Genomic DNA, 18,311 nt, shown 5'->3' with positions numbered 1-18,311 from the left:
TTGTGCGCGCCGGTGCTTTCCGGTCATGGATTAGGCGGACCTTGGATAGACCCGGGGCCGGGCCGGCTGCAACATGTCAGTGGCCTCGAGAGCGGTGAGGAGCAAGCCCATGGCAATGACGATGACCGGCGAGGCGATGCTGCCCGCGGCCAAGCAGGTGGTCTGGGAGAAGCTCAACGACGCCGAGGTGCTGAAAGCCTGCATTCCCGGCTGCGAGCAGCTCATCAAGGACGACGACACGCATTTCTCGGCGATTGTGAAGGTCAAGCTCGGCCCGGTGAAGGCGACCTTCAAGGGCAAGGTCGAATTGCAGGACCTCGACCCGCCGAACGGCTATCGCATCGTCGGCGAAGGCGAGGGCGGCATCGCCGGCTTCGCCAAGGGCGGCGCCAAGGTCGCGCTCGAAGAGGCCGAAGGCGGGCAGACCCTGCTGCGTTACGAGGTCGAGGCGCAGGTCGGCGGCAAGCTGATGCAGCTGGGCTCGCGGCTGATCGATTCGGTCTCGAAGAAGCTGGCCGACGAGTTCTTCGCCAATTTTGCCAAGGCGGTGAGCGAAGGCTGATGCTCAGGAGGCCTTGCGCAATGCGGCAAGCGCCTCGCTGACCGTCGCTTCCGCCGCGCCGACCTGAAGCGCGATATCGGCGGCGGCGGCATTGGCGCGCTCCAGCGCCTTCTCGGTCTTGCCCAGGCTGTCGTTGACGCGGGTCGCACTGTCGATCGCCTCGTCCGAGCCGTGCGCGACCTCGGCCGCATGCCGGGCGATGCCGCCGGTGACGCTGCTCTGCTGGGCGACCGCGTCCGAAATCGCTTCGGAATCCGCCTTGATCTCGCCGATCGTCGCGCCGATCGAGGTGGCACGCTGGCCACAGGCTTCGGCGCTGGCAGACAGCTCGGCGATCTGCGCCGCGATCTCCTGCGTCGCCGAAGCCGTCTGCGTCGCCAGCGACTTCACCTCCGCCGCGACCACGGCGAAGCCCCGGCCGGATTCCCCGGCACGGGCCGCCTCGATCGTGGCATTGAGGGCGAGCAGGTTGGTCTGTGCGGCGATGTCGGCGATCATGCCGACCACGGTCTCGATGCTGCGGGTGACATCGCGCAATCTTGCGATCGCGCCGTCCATCGCCTGCGCGTCGGCGACGGCCCGGTTGGCGATCTCCAGGCTCTGGCGCGCGCGCTGGCCGATCTCGGCGATGTTCGCCGACATCTCTTCGGTTGCGGCGGCGGTCTGCATCGCCTTCTCGCGCACGAGCAGCGACGTCTGGGCGACGGAGCCGACCTGATCCTTGATGAAGCTGCTCGCGGCCGAGGTCTCGCCCGCGGTTTCGACGAACAGATCGACGGCGTTGCTGATCGTGCTGTCGAGTTGACCGATGCGCGAGGTCAGGGTCGCGGCGACCTCGTCGAGCGCCACGCCGCGGCGGCGGGCTTCGGCCGCTTCGAACTCCCGATCGAGCGACATGGCGGTGTTGACGTCATAGGTCAGCACCCGCTCGATGATGAAGAGGTCGTGCGGGATGTCGCGCCGCGAGAAGACGAGGCGCGTGCGGCTCTCCTCGAGGAAGATGCGGAACAGGGTGAAGGCGATCGAGGCGCGGGCGCGGGCGCCGACCTGGCCATGACGCTCGAGAAGGGTGAGCCGCTCCAGCGAGTCGCAATAGCGCTGGTCGAAATCGCCCTCGAACAGCAGGCGGAAATGATTGGCCTCGGCGGCGTAAAGCTCGGCCGCGGCCGGTTCGACTGCCGGTTTCAGCAGCGGATGGATAGCGAAGGCACGCGCGAAATCCTGCTCGACGACCTCGACGATGACGCGCTCGACAATGGCGCGATAGCGGCGCAGGCGCCGGCGCTGACGCTCGTCATAGCCGATCGCCGTCAGGCGACGCTGGACGTGTTCGAGGATCGAGGCCAACCGCGCCATCCGTGAGCGCGACGATCGGTGATCGTCATTCCGACCGACGATGCTGCACATGCGTGGTTAAGATTCCACGAAAGTCCCGGCCTGGCGGGTTATGGCGAGCAGGAAGGCCTTTCCGCTCCGCTTCGCCGAAATCATGCAAAAACGTCGCCAAACCGCCCCGCCTGCGACATGGCTGTCCGCTTGACCGCAGAAAATCCCGGGTCCACACTCCTTTTCGAGTTGTTCCAAGGAAAATTCTCCGCCGGCCCGTGACGGGCCGGCGCGTGGATCGCGTGACCCTCGAGATGTCCTGGGCCGCGCCGGAAAACAGGCTTTCGGAGGAGTGCCCCATGGCCAACCTGTCCATGACGGTGAACGGCAAGCCCGTCACCGCGAATGTCGACCCACGCACCCTCCTGGTGCAGTTCCTGCGCGAGAATCTGAGGCTGACCGGCACCCATGTGGGCTGCGACACCAGCCAGTGCGGTGCCTGCGTCGTCCATCTCGATGGCAAGGCGGTGAAATCCTGCACCACGTTGGCGCTGGCCTGCGAAGGCGCTTCCGTGACCACGATCGAGGGGCTGGCCAATGGCGGGGCGCTGCATCCGATGCAGGAGGCCTTCCGCGAGCATCACGGCCTGCAATGCGGCTTCTGCACCCCGGGCATGATCATGGCGGCAGTCGATATCGTGAACCGGCGCGGCAACGATCTCGACGAGAAGACGATCCGCGAGGATCTCGATGGCAACATCTGCCGCTGCACCGGCTACCACAACATCGTCAAGGCGGTCGCCGCCGGCGCGCAGGCGATGGGCAAGGGCGCAGCCCCGGTCAGGCAGGCCGCCGAATAGCACGCTCCCGTAGCTGCGCAGGCAGGACCGGCGCGGCCTTCTTCCGATGTGATCCCCGAAACATGCTGATAGCGCCCGCCAAGAGACGCCACGCCAGGAGGAATCCATGTCCGCCACCGGAATCGGCGCTCCCGTCCGCCGCAAGGAAGACCATCGCTTCATCACCGGCCAGGGCCGCTACACCGACGACATCAACCGGCCGGGGCAGGCCCATGCCTATTTTCTGCGCTCGCCGCATGCGCATGCCACGCTGAAGAAGATCGACACCAAGGCTGCGGCGGCAATGCCGGGCGTGCTCGGCATCTTCACCGGCGACGACCTCGCTGCCGACAAGGTCGGTGGTTTGATCTGCGGCTGGATGATCCATTCCAAGGACGGCTCGCCGATGAAGGCCGGCCCGCATCCGGCGCTCGCCCAGGGCAAGGTCCGCTATGTCGGCGACCATGTCGCTGTGGTCGTCGCCGAGACGCTGGCGCAGGCGCGCGACGCGGCCGAGGCGATCGTCGTCGACTATGGCGTGCTGCCGGCGGTGGTCGACACCGCGACCGCGGCCAAGGCGAAGACGCAGGTCCATGCCGAGGCGCCGGACAACACGGTGTTCAACTGGCACCTTGGCGACAAGGGCGCGACGGACGCCGCGTTCAAGGCAGCCAAGCACGTCACCAGACTCGACATCGTCAACAACCGGCTGGTGCCGAATCCGATGGAGCCGCGCGCCGCGGTCGGCGATTACGATCAGGGCGAGGGCGCCTTCACGCTCTACACCACCAGCCAGAACCCGCATGTGGCGCGGCTGGTGCTCTCGGCCTTCATCGGCATTGCGCCGGAGAACAAGCTGCGGGTGATCGCGCCGGATGTCGGCGGCGGCTTCGGCTCGAAGATCTTCATCTATGCCGAGGAGACGGTCTGCGTCTGGGTGGCGAAGAAGGTCGGCCGGCCGGTGAAGTGGACCTCGGACCGGACCGAGGCCTTCCTCTCCGACGCGCATGGCCGCGACCATGTCACCCATGCCGAGCTCGCCATGGACGCCGACGGCAAGATGCTGGCGATGCGGGTCAAGACGACGGCCAATCTCGGCGCCTATCTCTCGACCTTCTCTTCCTCTGTGCCGACCTATCTCTATGCGCCGCTGCTGTCGGGCCAGTACGATATCCCGGCGATCTATTGCGAGGTCGACGCGGTCTACACCAATACCGCCCCGGTCGATGCCTACAGGGGCGCTGGCCGGCCCGAGGCAACCTTCGTGGTCGAGCGCCTCGTCGAGGTCGCGGCGCGCCAGCTCGGCAAGGACCCCGCCAAGTTCCGCACGCAGAACTTCATCAGGAAGTTCCCGCACCAGACGCCGGTGATCATGATGTACGACACCGGCAATTACGGCGCCGCGCTGAAGAAGGCGCTGGAGATCATTGATTACAAAGGCTTTCCGAAGCGCCGCCGCGATTCCGGCCGTAACGGCAAGCTGCGCGGCATCGGCTTCTCCGCCTATATCGAGGCTTGCGGCATCGCCCCCTCCGCGGCGGTGGGCTCGCTCGGCGCCGGCGTCGGTCTATGGGAATCGGCCGAGGTCCGGGTCAATCCGGTCGGCACGATCGAGGTTTTGACCGGCTCGCACAGCCATGGCCAGGGCCATGAGACGACCTTCGCCCAGCTCGTCTCCGACCGGCTCGGCGTGCCGCTGGAGAACGTCTCGATCGTCCATGGCGACACCGACAAGGTGCAGATGGGCATGGGCACCTATGGCTCGCGCTCGGGCGCGGTCGGCATGTCGGCGATCTTCAAGGCGATCGACAAGGTGATCGCCAAGGGCAAGAAGGTCGCGGCCTATGTGCTGGAGGCCGACGAAGCCGATATCGACTTCAAGGACGGCAACTTCACCGTCAAGGGCACCGACCGGAAGCTCGATTTCGGCTCCTGCGCGCTGCAGGCCTATGTCGCCCACAAGTTCAACGGCCAGGATCTCGAGCCCGGGCTGAAGGAGGGCGCGTTCTACGATCCGACCAACTTCACCTTCCCGGCCGGCGTCCATATCTGCGAGCTCGAGATCGATCCTGACACCGGTATCACCAGAATCGAGCGCTGGGCCGCGGTCGACGATTTCGGCAATGTCATCAACCCGATGATCGTCGAGGGCCAGGTCCATGGCGGCATCGCCCAGGGCGTCGGCCAGGCGCTGCTCGAAGGCGCCCGCTACAACACCGACGGCCAGCTCGTGACCGCGAGCTTCATGGACTACTGCATGCCGCGCGCCGACGATTTGCCGTCCTTCGAGGTCGGCATGACGGTGACGCCGTGCCCGTCGAACCCGCTGGGGATCAAGGGCTGCGGCGAGGCCGGCGCCATCGCCGCGCCGCCCGCGGTCATCAACGCCATCACCGACGCGCTCGGCCATGAGGACATCGCCATGCCGGCGACGCCGCAGGCCGTCTGGCGCGCCGCCCAGAAAACGCTCAGCCGCATGGCTGCCGAGTGATCTGAAAGGACGAGACGATGTACGCCTTCACCTATCACCGCCCGGCGACCGCGCGACAGGCCGCCAGCCTCCTTGCCAAGAAGGAGGACGCCAAGCTGCTCGCCGGCGGCCACACCTTGCTGCCGACGATGAAGCAGCGCCTGGCTTCGCCCGGCGCGCTGGTCGACCTCTCATCCTGCGCCGACCTCAAGGGCATCGCCCGCAAGGGCCGCAACCTCGTGATCGGCGCGATGACGACCCATGCCGAAGTCGCCGCCTCGCCGGAGGTGCAGGAGGCGATCCCGGCGCTGGCTTATCTCGCCAGCCATATCGGCGACCCGCATGTGCGCCATCGCGGCACGATCGGCGGCTCGGTCGCCAACAACGACCCGGCGGCCGATTATCCGGCGGCGCTGCTGGCGCTCGGCGCGACGGTGGTGACCAACAAGCGCAAGCTGCCGGCGGAAGAATTCTTCAGCGGCCTCTACGAGACGGCGCTGGACGAGGGCGAGATCATCGTCAAGGTCTCGTTCCCGGTCGCCTCCAGGGCCGGCTATGCCAAGTTCCGCAACCCGGCTTCGCGCTATGCGCTGGTCGGCGTCTTCGTCGCCAAGCGCGGCAGCGAGATCGCCGTCGCGGTGACGGGCGCGGGCGAGGGCGGCGTCTTCCGCTGGCCGGAAGCGGAGGCTGCACTGAAGGCGCGCTTCGCCGCCAAATCGCTCGACGGCCTCAAGCACACCGCCAAGGGCATCAATGGCGACATCCATGCCGACGCCGAGTATCGCGCCCATCTGATCGGCGTGATGGCCAAGCAGGCCGTGGCGCAGGCGACGGGGAAGGCGGGCTAGCCGGCAGGCAGGCGCTCGCCGGTCTTCAGGTAGTGGTTCATCGACCGCTCCCAGAAGTCCATCATCGCGGTCCAGCGTTCCGCAGAAAAAGCGGCGAGCGCCGCTTCCGACCCGGGCGCCAGGCCGGTCACGGTGTAACGGATGTCGACATCGCAGCCATGCGCCGTGGGCGTGAGGCGGATGTCGATCTCCGTCACCGCTGCCCCCGGCGTGAAGCGGATGAAGCGGATGCGCTCGTCCGGCTCGTAGTCGCTGGTGAACCACAAGGTCGGCTCGGCGCCGTGCTGCCGGGTCAGGAAGACGCAGCCTTTCTCCGCCACGCCCGAGATGGAATGCACCATCTCGAAGCGCCAGCCATCGAGCCAATCCTCCTCGGCAGAGGGGCAGAGCAGCGCGAAGGCCCTCGCCGGAGAGCCTTCGATCCTCTGGACATGACGGCGGCTGACCTGCGGAGCGGAAACGACGTGACGGGTCATGACAGGCCTTTCGCGGCGGACCGGCGCCTCAGAGGTACAGCAAGCGCGCGAAGCTGCGGCTCAATAAAAGAACCGCTCCTCGACGATCTTGCCGTTCTTCACCGTGTAGAGCCCGATCTCGTGCATCTTGCGGCGCTCGCCGCTCTCCTTGACGGTCACGTCGAAGTAGAAGTGCACGGCGAACTGGTCGCCGTTGAGATAGGGGCCCGCGGTGGTGAACTCGTGCACCTCGTGATTGGCGGTCCACCATTCGCCCTTGCCCTTCACCGCCTCCTTGCCGTGGCACTCGGCCATCGGCCCGGGCATATTCTCGAAACTGGCGATGTCCGCGGCATTGTAGGTCGCGGCCGCCTCGTCGTGCTTGCCCTCCTTCAGCAGGGCGACGAAATCGTTGGCGAGATCCTGCGTGGTCATTGGCACCTCCTCAATGAGGGCATGATGGTAGTCTCCACCCCTGTCCCGATCGTGGCAGCAGAGCGCCCTGCATCAGTGCCGCTTCCGTCACCGCCGGCCGCGCGCTAGACCTTGTCCATGCTGACCTCATCGCGCCTTCCGACCTCGATCGACGCCACGCTCTCCTTGCTGCAGGCGCAAGGCTATGTCGCCGACCGGGCGCTGGCGACCGTGCTCTTCCTGGCGCTGCGCATGAAGCGGCCGCTGCTGCTCGAGGGCGAAGCCGGCACCGGCAAGACCGAGATCGCCAAGGTGTTGTCGGCCGCGCTCGGGCGCCGGCTGATCCGCCTGCAATGCTATGAGGGGCTCGACCTCGCCTCGGCCGTCTACGAATGGAACTATGCCGGCCAGATGATGGCGATCCGCCTGGCCGAGGCCGGCGGCGTCGCCGGCGACCGCGCGCGGCTGGAGAGCGACCTGTTTTCCGAGCGTTATCTGGTCAAGCGCCCGCTGCTGCAGGCGCTGGAGCCGCAGGAGGGCGGCGCGCCGATCCTGCTGATCGACGAGCTCGACCGCACCGACGAGGCCTTCGAGGCCTTCCTGCTCGAAGTGCTGGCCGATGCCCAGGTGACGATCCCCGAGCTCGGCACGATCAAGGCGGCCGAGCCGCCGATCGTGATCCTGACCTCGAACCGCACCCGCGAGATCCATGACGCGCTGAAGCGCCGCTGCCTCTATCACTGGGTCGGCTATCCCGACGCCGCCCGCGAGCTCGCCATCCTCAAGGCGAAGGCGCCGGGTGCCCCGGCCAAGCTCGCCAAGCAGGTCGTTTCCTTCGTGCAGGCGATCCGCAAGGAGGAATTGTTCAAGGCGCCGGGCGTCGCCGAGACGCTGGACTGGGCGAGCGCCTTGGTCGAGCTCGACGCAGTGGCGCTCGATCCGGCGATCGTCTCCGACACGCTGGGCGCACTGCTGAAGTATCAGGACGACATCCAGGCGATGCAGGGCTCGAAGGTCGGCGAACTGCTCGACCAGGCCAAGCAGGCGGCGCGGGGTTAGGAGCCCGTCATTCTCGGGCGAAGCGAAGCGCAGACCCGAGAATCCTGGGCAGGATGAAACTGGTTTCCGAGATGCTCGGGTCAAGCCCGAGCATGACGCACTACGGCTGGAGTGAGCGATGAACGACGACATCAAGGCGATCGAAGCCGCGACCTGGACCTATCTCGACGGGCTCTACGAGGGGAACGTTGAAAAGCTGACTTCGGTCTTCCATCCGACAAGCGCGCTGACCCAGTCGCTCGACGGCGAGCTCAAGGTCGTGCCGCGCGAGCAATGGTTCGAAGCGGTGCGCAATCGCAAATCGCCGAAGGAGACCGGGCTGGAGCGCGGCGACCATATCCTCGCGATCGATCTGGTCGGGCCGTCCATGGCGCTGGTCAAGGTCAAGTGCCAGATGCCGCCGCGCTATTTCACCGATCTTTTGTCGTTCCTGAAGGTCGACGGGAAGTGGGTCGTGGCGCAGAAAGTGTTCATGACCGAGACGGCCGCTTGAGCGGTAAGCTGCCCGAGAACGTCGCCTATTTCGCCCGCGCCTTGCGGGGCGCCGGGCTGCGCGTCGGGCCGGGTGCGGTGGTCGAGGCGGTCGAGGCGCTGGCCGATGGCGCGCTCGGCGGGCGCGACGATGTCTATTGGGCGCTGCATGCGATCTTCGTGAAGAAGCATGAGGATTCGGCGGTCTACGACCAGGCCTTCCGTTTGTTCTGGCGTCGGCGCGGGCTGATCGAGAAATTGATGGCGCAGATGTCGCCAGCGACGCCGCGGGTCGACAGCGAGCCTCAGAAGCCGGAGGCCGGAGCCTTGCGCGTCGCCGAGGCCTTCACGCCGCCGCCGCGCGAGGACGAGCCGCCGGTCGAGCTGACCGAGCTCAGCGCGCGGCTCACCGTTTCCGAGCGCGAGACGTTGAAATCGCGCGACTTTGCCCAGATGAGCGCAGCCGAGATCGCGAGGGCACGCCAGCTGATCGCCGAGCTGCGGCTGCCCGACGATGCCGTGCCGACGCGACGCTTCCAGGCGGCGCATGTCGGGGCACGGATCGATCCGCGCCGCACCTTCCGTCGTTCGCTCAGGGGCGGCGGCGCCTCGATCGATCTCGCCTTTCGCGAGCGGGCGCAGGTGCATCCGCCTGTCGTCGCGCTCGTCGACATCTCCGGCTCGATGGCGGAGTATTCGCGCATCTTCCTGCATTTCCTGCACGCGATCACCGAGCAGCGCCGGCGCGTGCATTCCTTCGTCTTCGGCACGCGCCTGACCAATGTCACGCGCAGCTTGCGGGCCCGCGACCCCGACGAGGCGCTGGCGCTCGCCGGCAAGGCGGCGCCGGACTGGGAGGGCGGCACGCGCATCGCCTCGGCGCTGCACGCCTTCAACCGGGTCTGGTCGCGCCGGGTGCTTGCCGGCGGGGCAGTGGTGCTGCTCTTCACCGATGGGCTGGAGCGGCATCTCGGCCCCGATCTCTCTTTCGAGATGGACCGCCTGCATCGATCCTGCCGGCAATTGACCTGGCTCAACCCGCTGCTGCGCTATGACGCCTTCGAGGCGCGGGCCAGCGGCATCAGGGCGATGCTGCCGCATGTCGACCAGTTCCGGCCGATCCACAATCTCGCGGCCATGGCCGATCTCTGCGCCGCGCTGTCGTCCGACGCACGGCAGATCACCGATCCGCGCCAGTGGTTGAAGAAGGCGGGATAACGTACGGATGCTATGAACAGGATCAGCTCTCGATCCACGACTAGTGGCAGCTCGCGCTGTTCAGGATTCATTGATGAGAAAACAGCAGGTCAAAGACCGTGTCACTCTCATTCGTGCAATGCCGGAATTCGACATTCCGAACTGGTGGCTTACCTTCTACTTGGCAGCGTCTCGAGAAAACCTGGAGGCGGCCTCAGAGCGCCTCTTGGCACTGCACGCAGTCAGCCTAGACGGTGCCGATTCTGGTTTTCTCTATCCGAAGTTGCCGGTTGAAGCTGATCCAAAGGCTGTCCTCGATCTTATTGAGCAGGTTGAGGGGATCGCGAAGCTATGCTCAGTGGAGATAATACAAGTCGACGCTGACACTCGCTCGGACGTTACGTTGTCCAAATTTCAAGAGATCATTTCTTATTGATCGAACGTCGCGGTTACCTGGAGCGGAGTTTCGTTACTACGAGCGATAAAGCCGGAGAATGGCTCCGCTCACAGGATCGGCCGAGAGCGAAATCGGCCGAGCGGCTCGAGAAATCATACGCTGTGTCATGCTCCGGATGCTCACAATGTGCGGCGGCCATGCTTAAGTAGACGGGGCTTTTGGACGACGCCTACGTATGATGCGCGCCGCCTGCATCAGGAACTGGCCATCATGATCAGCACCGACACCGACATCCTCGCCACCGCCGAGGCCTGGGCCAAGGCCGGCCGTGGCGTCGCGCTCGCCACCGTAGTCGAGACCTGGGGCTCGGCCCCGCGTCCGGTCGGCTCGCATCTCGTCATCGATGGCGAGGGCAATTTCCTCGGCTCGGTTTCGGGCGGCTGCGTCGAGGGCGCGGTCGTGGCCGAGGCCGGTGACGTCATCGCCGACGGCAGGCCGCGCACGCTGGAATTCGGCGTCGCCGACGAGACCGCCTGGCAGGTCGGCTTGTCCTGCGGCGGCCGCATCAAGGTCTATGTCGAGCCGGTCCGGGCTTAAGGGAACGCAGTCATGGCCTCCTGGGAAACACTCTTCGCCTTCGCGACGGTGACGCTGCTCATCGCCTATTTCCCCGGTCCGGCGCTGCTCTATACGGCGGCACAGACCATCGCCCATGGCCGCAAGGCCGGGCTGATGGCGATGCTCGGCATCCATCTCGGCTGCTATGTCCACGTCGTTGCCGCGGCTTTCGGCCTGTCGGCGGTGTTCAAGCACGTGCCCGAGCTCTATCTCGCGGTGAAGATCGTCGGCGCGCTCTATCTGGTCTGGCTCGGCATCGGCATGATCCGTTCCAAGCTCGGCGGCGGCGAGGTTGAGGCCGTGGCGCCGGCCAAGACTGTGCGGCGCGCACTGATCGATTCCTTCATCGTCGAGGTGCTCAACCCGAAGGTCGCACTGTTCTTCATCGCGCTCTTGCCGCAGTTCGTCGATCCCACCGCGGCACTGCCGGTCTGGGCGCAGTTCCTGATCCTCGGCATCGTCGTCAATTTCGCCTTCTCCTCGGCCGATCTGATCACCGTCCTGGCTGCCAGCCTGGTGATGAAGACGATGAAGGCGAGCCGCGCCGGCTTCGCCTTCGGGCGCTGGCTCGGCGGCTCGCTGATGATCGGGCTCGGCCTCAAGCTCGCCACCGACAAGGGCTGACCCAATGGCGTCGACCGAAATCCTTCTGGCCTTCCTGCTCGCGACGCTGGTCTTCGCCTATATGCCGGGGCCGGCGGTGCTCTATGTCGCGGCGCAGACCATGTCGCGCGGCCGCAAGGCCGGTTTCATGGCTGTCCTCGGCATCCATCTCGCCGACTATGTGCATGTGCTCGCCGCGGCGTTCGGCCTGTCGGCGATCTTCAGGCACGTGCCTGAACTCTATCTGGCGATGAAGCTGCTCGGTGCCGCCTACCTGATCTGGATCGGCATCAGTTTCTTCCGCGGCGTCGCGCCAGTGCAGCATGCTGGTGCCGTGGCTCCGCGCTCGCCGATGCGAGCCCTTGCCGACAGCCTCGCGGTCGAATTGCTCAACCCGAAGACGACGATCTTCTTCGTGTCCTTCCTGCCGCAATTCGTCGATCCGTCGGCGAGCCTGCCGCTCTGGGCGCAGTTCCTGGTCCTCGGCGTGGTCGTGAACCTGCTCTTCACCTCCTCCTCGATCCTGACGGTGCTGACCGCCTCCTACATGCAGGCGAAAGTCGCCGCCAACGGCACTGCGCAACGCGTGATCCGGGCGATCGGCGGCACCATCCTGATCGGGCTCGGCGCCCGCATCGCGCTCGACCGGAACTGAGCCATGGATCTCTCGCTCCTCTCCACGCTCAATGCCGAGCGCGCTGCCCGGCGCGCGACGGTTCTGGTGACCGAGCTCGGCGCGGGCGAGCAGCGCCTGGTCAAGGAGGCCGATCTTTCCGGCGATCCGTTGGCCGAAGCGCTCGACAAGCAATTGCGCAGCGGCAAGAGCGGCAATGTCGAGGTCGACGGCAAGGCTTATTTCCTGACCGTACAGGCGCCGCCGCCGCGCATCGTCGTCACCGGTGCCGTCCATATCTCGCAGGCGCTGGCGCCGATGGCCAAGCTGCTCGATCTCGACATCACGGTGATCGATCCGCGCACCGCCTTCGCCACGCAGGAGCGCTTCCCGGAGGTGACCTTGCTGGCGCAGTGGCCGGAGGAGGCGCTGCAGCGCGTTCCGTTCGACCGCTACACCGCCTTCGTCGCGCTGACACACGACCCGAAGATCGATGACCCGGCGCTGATCGCGGCACTGCGCTCGGACTGCTTCTATATCGGAGCGCTCGGCAGCCGGAAGACGCATGGCAAGCGGCTGGAGCGGCTCGCCATCGCTGGCTTCGGCGAGTCTGATGTGAAGCGCATCCATGCGCCGATCGGGCTCGACATCGGTGCGGTCTCGCCGGCCGAGATCGCGCTCGCCATCCTCGGTGAGATCGTGCAGGCGTTGCGCGGCCCACGTCGCAAGCCCGCTTGAGAGACGCCTGATGAAGTTCGGTCCCGTTTCCATTGCTGAAGCCGCTGGCGCCGTGGCTGCGCACACTGTCCGGGCGGGCGAGGCGATCGTGCGCAAGGGCGCGACGATCAGCGAGGATGATGTCCGCAAGCTTGCCGCAGCCGGTCTGAGCGAGATCGTCGCGGTCGAGTTCGAGGCCGGCGACATCGACGAGAACGCCGCGGCCGAACGATTGGCGCGGGCGCTGGCGGGGCGGGCCGTGGTGACCGAGGCGCCGTTCACCGGCCGGGTCAACCTGTTCGCCGCGGCGCCGGGCGTGCTGCAGATCGATGCCAACGTGATCGATGCGCTGAACGCCGTCGACGAGGCGATCACGGTCGCGACCCTGCCGGCGCTGAAGCCGGTCGTCGCCGGCGAGATGGTCGGCACGGTCAAGATCATCCCCTATGCCGTGCCGGAAAAGCGCATTGCCGAGGCGCTCGAACGTCTCGGCGCCGACAGGCCGATCTCCGTCGCCGAGTACAGGCTGAAATCGGTCGCGGTGGTCTCGACGCTGCTGCCGGGCCTCAAGACCAGCGTGGTCGACAAGACTCTGCGGACCATGGCCGAGCGGCTGGAGCCGGCCAGCGCCGCGATCGAGCGCGATGCCCGCGTTCCGCATGAGAGCCCGCCGCTGGCGAAGGCGATCCGCGAGGCGGTGGCCGGGCCGGCCGAGCTCGTCGTCGTCTTCGGTGCCTCCGCCATCACCGACCGGCGCGATGTCGTGCCGCAAGCATTGGTCGAGGCTGGCGGCACGGTCGAGCATTTGGGCATGCCGGTCGATCCCGGCAACCTGCTGATGCTCGGTGTGCTCGACGGCAAGCCGGTGATCGGCGCGCCGGGCTGCGCCCGCTCGCCCAAGGAGAACGGCTTCGACTGGGTGCTGCAGCGCAGCCTCGCCGGCGTACCGGTGACTCGGGCCGAGATCCAGAAGATGGGCGTCGGCGGCCTCCTGATGGAGATCGTCTCGCGGCCGCAGCCGCGCGCGCCCGGTCATGGCGAGGCCGCGCCCGTCGCCGGCATCGTGCTGGCGGCCGGGCGCTCGACCCGGATGGGCACCGGCAACAAGCTGCTGCAGGAGGTCCGGGGCAAGCCGCTGGTGCGCCATGCCGTCGAGGCGCAAATCGCCTCGCGCGCCGCGCCGATCATCGTCGTCACCGGCCATCAGCAGGACGAGGTCCGTGCCGCGCTCGCCGGGCTCGCCGTCACCGTCGTGCACAATGCAGCCTTTGCCGAAGGCCTCTCCGGCTCGCTGAAGGCCGGGCTCGCGGCGCTGCCCAAGGAGGTGCCGGGTGTCGTCGTCTCGCTCGGCGACATGCCGAACGTCACCGCCGGCGTGATCGACCGGCTGGCGCAGGCCTTCGCCGACCGCCCGGACGCGCTCGCTGTGGCGCCGACCCTGCTCGGCCAGCGCGGCAATCCGGTGCTGCTGGCGCGAAAGCTCTTTCCGGAGGTGGCCAAGCTCGGCGGCGATCAGGGCGCGCGCCGCCTGCTCGATGCGGCGGGCGATGCGGTCGAGGAAGTTGCCCTCGACGATCCCGCCATCGCGCTCGACATCGACACGCCGGAAGCGCTCCGGGCGCTGACGGGGCAGGGGCCGCGCTGAGGCGTCAGCGCTTCCAGTGCAGTCCCAGCGTGACATAGGCACCGGCCTTCTCGTTGCTGGTCTTCTGGAGGCCGCTGGCGAGGCGCCAGTCCAGCCCGAGCAGATGCAGGCCGGTGAGATGTAGGCCGAGGCGCAGCTTGTGATAGTCGCGCTCGCGATAGCCCTCGATCTCGGGGCCGAGATAGAGCTCGTCGATCAGCTGCCAGCCTCCGGCGAGGCGTCCCCAATAGCGACCGCCATCGGCCAGGACGGCATAGGCGTTGGCCTGCAGCAGCCAGTTCTCCGCCGGTCTTGACCAGAGATCGGCCTGCAGGCGCAGCATCCCGCGCTGCTCGAAGCTGCGGTCGCGCCGGGTCTCGCTGTAACGGGCCTCGATCTCGGGACCGGCCGAGAGGGACAGGAAGGTGTCGCCGATCCGCCATTCATAGCCGAGCTCTGCATGGAACTCGGTCTTGTAGAGGCGTCCCTCGTTCGGCTTGCGCTGCGCCGGCTCGACGCTTTCGCCCCATTTCAAGCCGAGGCGGAAGCCGCTGGCATCGAGCCCGCCGCCAGCGCCGAACGCCCATTTGAGCCCGACAGAGCCATAGGTCTTGCTTGCATCGGCTTCGAGCGAGCCGAAGATCACCAGCGAAAGCGGGCTGCGTTCGAAGAGGGCCGGGTCTGCCTTCGCAGCCGAGGAGGCGAGCGCGAGCGCCGCGCCGAATCCGCGCGCGAGCATGCCTGACCGGCCCGCGACACCCCACGCCACGCCAACGCCCCTTCCGCCCCTGCGACGGGACGGTACCCCTGCACGTTATGAGTGTGGCAGTTGGCAGAATTCCTGCAAGCATTTGTTAACCATCGCGGCGCAGCCTGAAGGCAGCCGGCTCATCGTCTTCCTGGTCAGAGGAGCGTATCGGTCATGGTCTCGCAGGATTTTATCCGCCAGCTGGCAGGTTACGGGCTGACGACCGCCAGGATTCTTTACCGGATGCCGGATCACCCCGACTTTCTCCAGACCTATGTCTGGCAGGAATACGATCTGGCCCCGCGCTTTCCGGAGCTGCACAAGTTTCTCGATTTCTGGCGACGTGAGCTCGACGGTCCCCTGCATTCGATCACGGTGGCGCATGCGCGTCTCATTCGCCCGGCCGAGATCGTGAATGTGAACGGCGTGCTGACGCTGCACTGACTGCCATGCACCATGCAGGGTTGTTGGGCTGCTGCGGGGCATGCTAGGCCGCAGGCCCTGCCCATCGCCTGGCGAGCCTGTTTGTCCTCCCCCCTGCGCACCTCCGGACTGCTGATCGCGCTTACCCATCTACCGGGCCCGCGCGTCGCCGTCGGCGACATCGTCGCGGCGCTGCGCGACCGGGCCTATGCGCTGCTGGTGGTGCTGCTCGGCTTGCCGAATTGCCTGCCGATGCCGCCGCCGATCCCGCTGGTCTGCGGGCTGGTCCTCGCCTTCGTCGCCGCGCAGATGCTGATGGCCCGGGCCACGCCATGGCTGCCGCAGCGGCTGCTCAACCGCAGCATCGCCCAGGCGGACCTTGCCCGCGCCGTCCAGCGTGCGCTGCCGCCGCTGATCCGGCTCGAACGCTTCTCGAAGCCGCGGCTGACCATGCTCGGCGGCCCCTTCGCGCTGCCGGTGCTCGGCGCCGTCCTGCTGATCCTGGCGCTCGGGCTGATCGTCGCGGCGCCCTTCATCGGCCAGATTCCGCTCGGGCTCGCCGTCTGCCTGGTCGGTCTCGGGCTGGTCGAGCGCGATGGCGTCGTGATCATAGCCGGCGCCGTGGTCGGCGCAGCCGGTCTGGCTCTGTCGGCGGGCTTCGCCTATGCGCTGGTGAGCTGGGTCGCGGGCTTCTTCTGAGCCTCTCCGCTCAGGCGGCGAGGGCCTGCTCGAATGGCCGGTCGAGCGCCAGAAGCCGGTCGATCTCGTCCGGCGGGACGCCCTTCGAGAACAGGAAGCCCTGCAGCTCGTGGCAGCCGATCGCCTGCAGGAAGCGGTGCTGCTCTGCCGTCTCGACGCCCTCGGCGCAGACGCGCAGGCCCAGCGCCCGGCCGAGATGCACGACCGAGTGGACGAGGATCGCCGACTCGCCCGTCGCTTCCATGTATTCGAGGAAGGAGCGGTCGATCTTGATCTTGTCGAAGGCGAAGCGGCGCAGATAGATCAGGCTGGAGTAGCCGGTGCCGAAATCGTCGAGCGCCAGGCTGACGCCATGGGCGCGCAGATCCATCATCGCGGCTTCCGCGGCGTCGGCGTCCTCGACGACGACGCCCTCGGTCAGTTCGAGCTCAAGCCGGTCAGGTTCGAAGCCGGTCTCCTCGAGGATGCGGATCACGCTGGCGACGAAATCCTTGTGGCGGAACTGGATCGGCGAGACGTTGACCGCGAGCTTAATGCCCGGCCATTGCCGGGCCTGCTCGCAGGCGCGCCGCAGCACCCATTCGCTGAGCGGAACGATCAGGCCGCGTTCCTCGGCGATGCCGATGAATTCGGATGGCGGCACCATGCCGTGCTCGGGATGCGGCCAGCGCACCAGCGCCTCGACGCCGACAATGCTGGCGCCATCGATCGAAACCTGCGGCTGAAAATGCAGCAGCAGCTCGTCGCGAGCGATCGCGTTGCGCAAATCCTCTTCGACCATGCGCTTGAGCTGCAGGGCCCGGTTCATCTGCGGCTCGAAGAAGGAATACCGGTTCCGGCCTTCGTTCTTCGCCTGGTAGAGCGCCGTGTCGGCAAGGCGCAGCAGCGTGCTGCGATCGGCGCCATCCTGTGGTGCATGGGCGATGCCGATCGAGCAGCCGATGGTGACGGCGACGCCGGCGATCTCGAAGGGCGCGGTCAGTGCGTCGAGGATGCGCTGGCCGAGCGCCGCGCTGGCGCCCGGCGCGGCCATATGGGTCTGGATGATGCCGAATTCGTCGCCGCCGAGCCGGGCGACCGTGTCGCCGAGACGCAGGATCGTGGTCAGGCGTAGCGCGACCTGCCGGATCAGCTCGTCGCCGGCATTGTGGCCATAGGTGTCGTTGACCGCCTTGAAGCGGTCGAGATCGAGCATCAGCACGGCGAGCGCGCTCTTGGTGCGGCCGAGCTGGGCGAGCTCCTGGTCGAGCCTGAGATCGAAGGTGCGGCGATTGGGCAGGCCGGAGAGCTCGTCCTGCCCGGCGAGCCGGTGGATCTGGCTTTCGCGCGAGGCGATCTGCTGCGCCGCGCTGCGCAGACGATGGAAAACATAGGCGAACAGCGCGACGAACAGGATGATGACTGCGCTGAGTGCCCAGGCGAACTGGTGGATCATGGCGTCGCCGGGACGTTCCGGCGTCCAGCTCAGCCAGGCGCTGATCGAGCCGTCGGGCGAAGGAATATCGCGCCGTTCCAAGGGACTCGCGGGCCGCGTGGTGACGATCTCGAGCCGCGGCACGCGATAGCGCCGGCCGAGCTCGTCGAGCTGATTCTGGTTGACCCGGCGATAGCCGATGATGAAGGCGGCCCCCTCGCTGCCGGCCTGCTGGCTGGCCGCCTGTTCCGGGGTACGCAGATCGGCGGCGATGATGCCGAACGTCTCGGTTTTCCGATGCACCAGCACGGCTCTGACCGGGCCGCTGCCGATGCCGGGCAATTGCGCCGGCGCAGCGCCGCCGGGCAGGTCTGGCCTGAGCCGGAGCAAGGCGTCGTAGTCGGCCTGCGCGCCGGTCTGGCGTCCTTCGACACCGGCGAGAACGCGGCCCGAAGCCGTGACCAGATAGGTGCCGTCGAAATCGAGGAAGCGATTGGCCAGTTGGGCGAAGGCCCATTGCAGGGTGGCGTTCGGCAGGACGCTGTTGAGGACGGGCGCCAGGACGCCGGCGGCCTGCAGGTTCTCGAACCGCAGCCGGCGCAGATGGACCTGGGTCGCGAGCGCCGCCTCGACGCGATCGCGCTGCCGCTCGGCCTCGATCTGGTTGGCGTCCCTGACCATCGCGGTCATCACGCCGAGGATCGCCGCTAGCACGAGCGCAAACGCGGTCGCCAGCATCGGCAGGGTGCGAGTCAGCGTGCGCGCCGAGGATTCACTGCTCGTGATCTTTACAAGAGTCGGCAAAGGCCCTGAC

General features: G+C 67.1%; 20 protein-coding genes. 15 read left to right on the top strand and 5 right to left on the bottom strand.

All coding sequences use genetic code 11. From position 1 onward, the window contains the following. Positions 1–109 precede the first annotated feature (109 nt). Complete coding sequence (locus tag ACWIGM_RS01160; protein WP_454024090.1) at positions 110–562, top strand: SRPBCC family protein; 453 nt, start codon at positions 110–112, stop codon at positions 560–562. A gap of 3 nt (positions 563–565) precedes the next feature. Here the strand turns inward: ACWIGM_RS01160 and ACWIGM_RS01155 are convergent, their stop codons facing one another. Continuing rightward, the gene (locus tag ACWIGM_RS01155; protein ID WP_454024089.1) at positions 566–1,909 is read right to left on the bottom strand and encodes a methyl-accepting chemotaxis protein; all 1,344 of its coding nucleotides are present in this window, start codon (positions 1,907–1,909) and stop codon (positions 566–568) included. A 338-nt stretch (positions 1,910–2,247) separates the two neighbouring features. Here ACWIGM_RS01155 and ACWIGM_RS01150 point away from each other — a divergent pair, with 338 nt between their 5' ends. From ACWIGM_RS01150 to ACWIGM_RS01140, 3 genes are all read left to right on the top strand, one after another. Beyond that, positions 2,248–2,748: a (2Fe-2S)-binding protein gene (locus ACWIGM_RS01150; RefSeq protein WP_454024088.1), complete on the top strand. Its 501-nt coding sequence runs from the start codon at positions 2,248–2,250 to the stop codon at positions 2,746–2,748. A 106-nt stretch (positions 2,749–2,854) separates the two neighbouring features. Further along, positions 2,855–5,218 (top strand): xanthine dehydrogenase family protein molybdopterin-binding subunit, encoded by a 2,364-nt coding sequence (locus ACWIGM_RS01145; protein ID WP_454024087.1) that lies wholly within the window; start codon positions 2,855–2,857, stop codon positions 5,216–5,218. Between the two features lie 17 nt (positions 5,219–5,235). Beyond that, complete coding sequence (locus ACWIGM_RS01140; RefSeq protein WP_454024086.1) at positions 5,236–6,045, top strand: FAD binding domain-containing protein; 810 nt, start codon at positions 5,236–5,238, stop codon at positions 6,043–6,045. Here the strand turns inward: ACWIGM_RS01140 and ACWIGM_RS01135 are convergent. Together ACWIGM_RS01135 and ACWIGM_RS01130 are read right to left on the bottom strand one after the other, a co-directional pair. Beyond that, positions 6,042–6,521 (bottom strand): hypothetical protein, encoded by a 480-nt coding sequence (locus ACWIGM_RS01135; protein WP_454024085.1) that lies wholly within the window; start codon positions 6,519–6,521, stop codon positions 6,042–6,044. The two genes, ACWIGM_RS01140 and ACWIGM_RS01135, sit on opposite strands and share 4 nt — an antisense overlap. 60 nt (positions 6,522–6,581) lie before the next feature. Further along, positions 6,582–6,935 (bottom strand): SnoaL-like domain-containing protein, encoded by a 354-nt coding sequence (locus ACWIGM_RS01130; RefSeq protein WP_454024084.1) that lies wholly within the window; start codon positions 6,933–6,935, stop codon positions 6,582–6,584. 117 nt (positions 6,936–7,052) lie between these two features. Here ACWIGM_RS01130 and ACWIGM_RS01125 point away from each other — a divergent pair, with 117 nt between their 5' ends. From ACWIGM_RS01125 to ACWIGM_RS01085, 9 genes are all read left to right on the top strand, one after another. Further along, the gene (locus ACWIGM_RS01125; protein ID WP_454024083.1) at positions 7,053–7,973 is read left to right on the top strand and encodes an AAA family ATPase; all 921 of its coding nucleotides are present in this window, start codon (positions 7,053–7,055) and stop codon (positions 7,971–7,973) included. Between the two features lie 118 nt (positions 7,974–8,091). Continuing rightward, positions 8,092–8,466 (top strand): nuclear transport factor 2 family protein, encoded by a 375-nt coding sequence (locus tag ACWIGM_RS01120; RefSeq protein WP_454024082.1) that lies wholly within the window; start codon positions 8,092–8,094, stop codon positions 8,464–8,466. Beyond that, the gene (locus ACWIGM_RS01115) at positions 8,463–9,662 is read left to right on the top strand and encodes a vWA domain-containing protein (RefSeq protein ID WP_454024081.1); all 1,200 of its coding nucleotides are present in this window, start codon (positions 8,463–8,465) and stop codon (positions 9,660–9,662) included. Before ACWIGM_RS01120 ends, ACWIGM_RS01115 begins: the two co-directional genes overlap by 4 nt. 73 nt (positions 9,663–9,735) lie before the next feature. Next, the gene (locus ACWIGM_RS01110; RefSeq protein ID WP_454024080.1) at positions 9,736–10,077 is read left to right on the top strand and encodes a hypothetical protein; all 342 of its coding nucleotides are present in this window, start codon (positions 9,736–9,738) and stop codon (positions 10,075–10,077) included. Positions 10,078–10,308: 231 nt separating this feature from the next. Then, positions 10,309–10,635 carry an XdhC family protein gene (locus ACWIGM_RS01105; RefSeq protein ID WP_336531041.1) on the top strand — a complete coding sequence of 109 codons (327 nt, stop codon included), beginning with the start codon at positions 10,309–10,311 and terminating at the stop codon, positions 10,633–10,635. A gap of 12 nt (positions 10,636–10,647) precedes the next feature. After that, positions 10,648–11,280 carry a LysE family translocator gene (locus tag ACWIGM_RS01100; protein ID WP_454024079.1) on the top strand — a complete coding sequence of 211 codons (633 nt, stop codon included), beginning with the start codon at positions 10,648–10,650 and terminating at the stop codon, positions 11,278–11,280. 4 nt (positions 11,281–11,284) lie between these two features. Then, positions 11,285–11,914: a LysE family translocator gene (locus ACWIGM_RS01095; RefSeq protein ID WP_454024078.1), complete on the top strand. Its 630-nt coding sequence runs from the start codon at positions 11,285–11,287 to the stop codon at positions 11,912–11,914. Between the two features lie 3 nt (positions 11,915–11,917). Next, the gene (locus ACWIGM_RS01090; RefSeq protein WP_454024077.1) at positions 11,918–12,610 is read left to right on the top strand and encodes an XdhC family protein; all 693 of its coding nucleotides are present in this window, start codon (positions 11,918–11,920) and stop codon (positions 12,608–12,610) included. 10 nt (positions 12,611–12,620) lie between these two features. Further along, positions 12,621–14,234 (top strand): NTP transferase domain-containing protein, encoded by a 1,614-nt coding sequence (locus tag ACWIGM_RS01085; protein ID WP_454024076.1) that lies wholly within the window; start codon positions 12,621–12,623, stop codon positions 14,232–14,234. 4 nt (positions 14,235–14,238) lie between these two features. Here ACWIGM_RS01085 and bcsS read toward each other — a convergent pair whose 3' ends face one another. Next, positions 14,239–14,952 carry a cellulose biosynthesis protein BcsS gene (gene bcsS / locus ACWIGM_RS01080; protein ID WP_454024075.1) on the bottom strand — a complete coding sequence of 238 codons (714 nt, stop codon included), beginning with the start codon at positions 14,950–14,952 and terminating at the stop codon, positions 14,239–14,241. 183 nt (positions 14,953–15,135) lie between these two features. Here bcsS and ACWIGM_RS01075 point away from each other — a divergent pair, with 183 nt between their 5' ends. Both ACWIGM_RS01075 and ACWIGM_RS01070 read left to right on the top strand, forming a co-directional pair. Next, positions 15,136–15,405, top strand: a complete 270-nt coding sequence (locus ACWIGM_RS01075; RefSeq protein WP_454024074.1) for an usg protein — start codon at positions 15,136–15,138, stop codon at positions 15,403–15,405. A gap of 81 nt (positions 15,406–15,486) precedes the next feature. After that, positions 15,487–16,083: an exopolysaccharide biosynthesis protein gene (locus tag ACWIGM_RS01070; protein WP_454024073.1), complete on the top strand. Its 597-nt coding sequence runs from the start codon at positions 15,487–15,489 to the stop codon at positions 16,081–16,083. A gap of 10 nt (positions 16,084–16,093) precedes the next feature. Here ACWIGM_RS01070 and ACWIGM_RS01065 read toward each other — a convergent pair whose 3' ends face one another. Continuing rightward, entirely contained in the window at positions 16,094–18,301 is a 2,208-nt protein-coding gene (locus ACWIGM_RS01065) for a putative bifunctional diguanylate cyclase/phosphodiesterase (RefSeq protein ID WP_454024072.1), read from the bottom strand. Between the last annotated feature and the right edge of the window lie 10 nt (positions 18,302–18,311).

The organism is Allobosea sp. NPDC055332 (assembly GCF_053645455.1).
The sequence above is the reverse complement of the archived record's forward strand: the minus strand, read 5'-3'. Positions and strand labels throughout refer to the sequence as shown.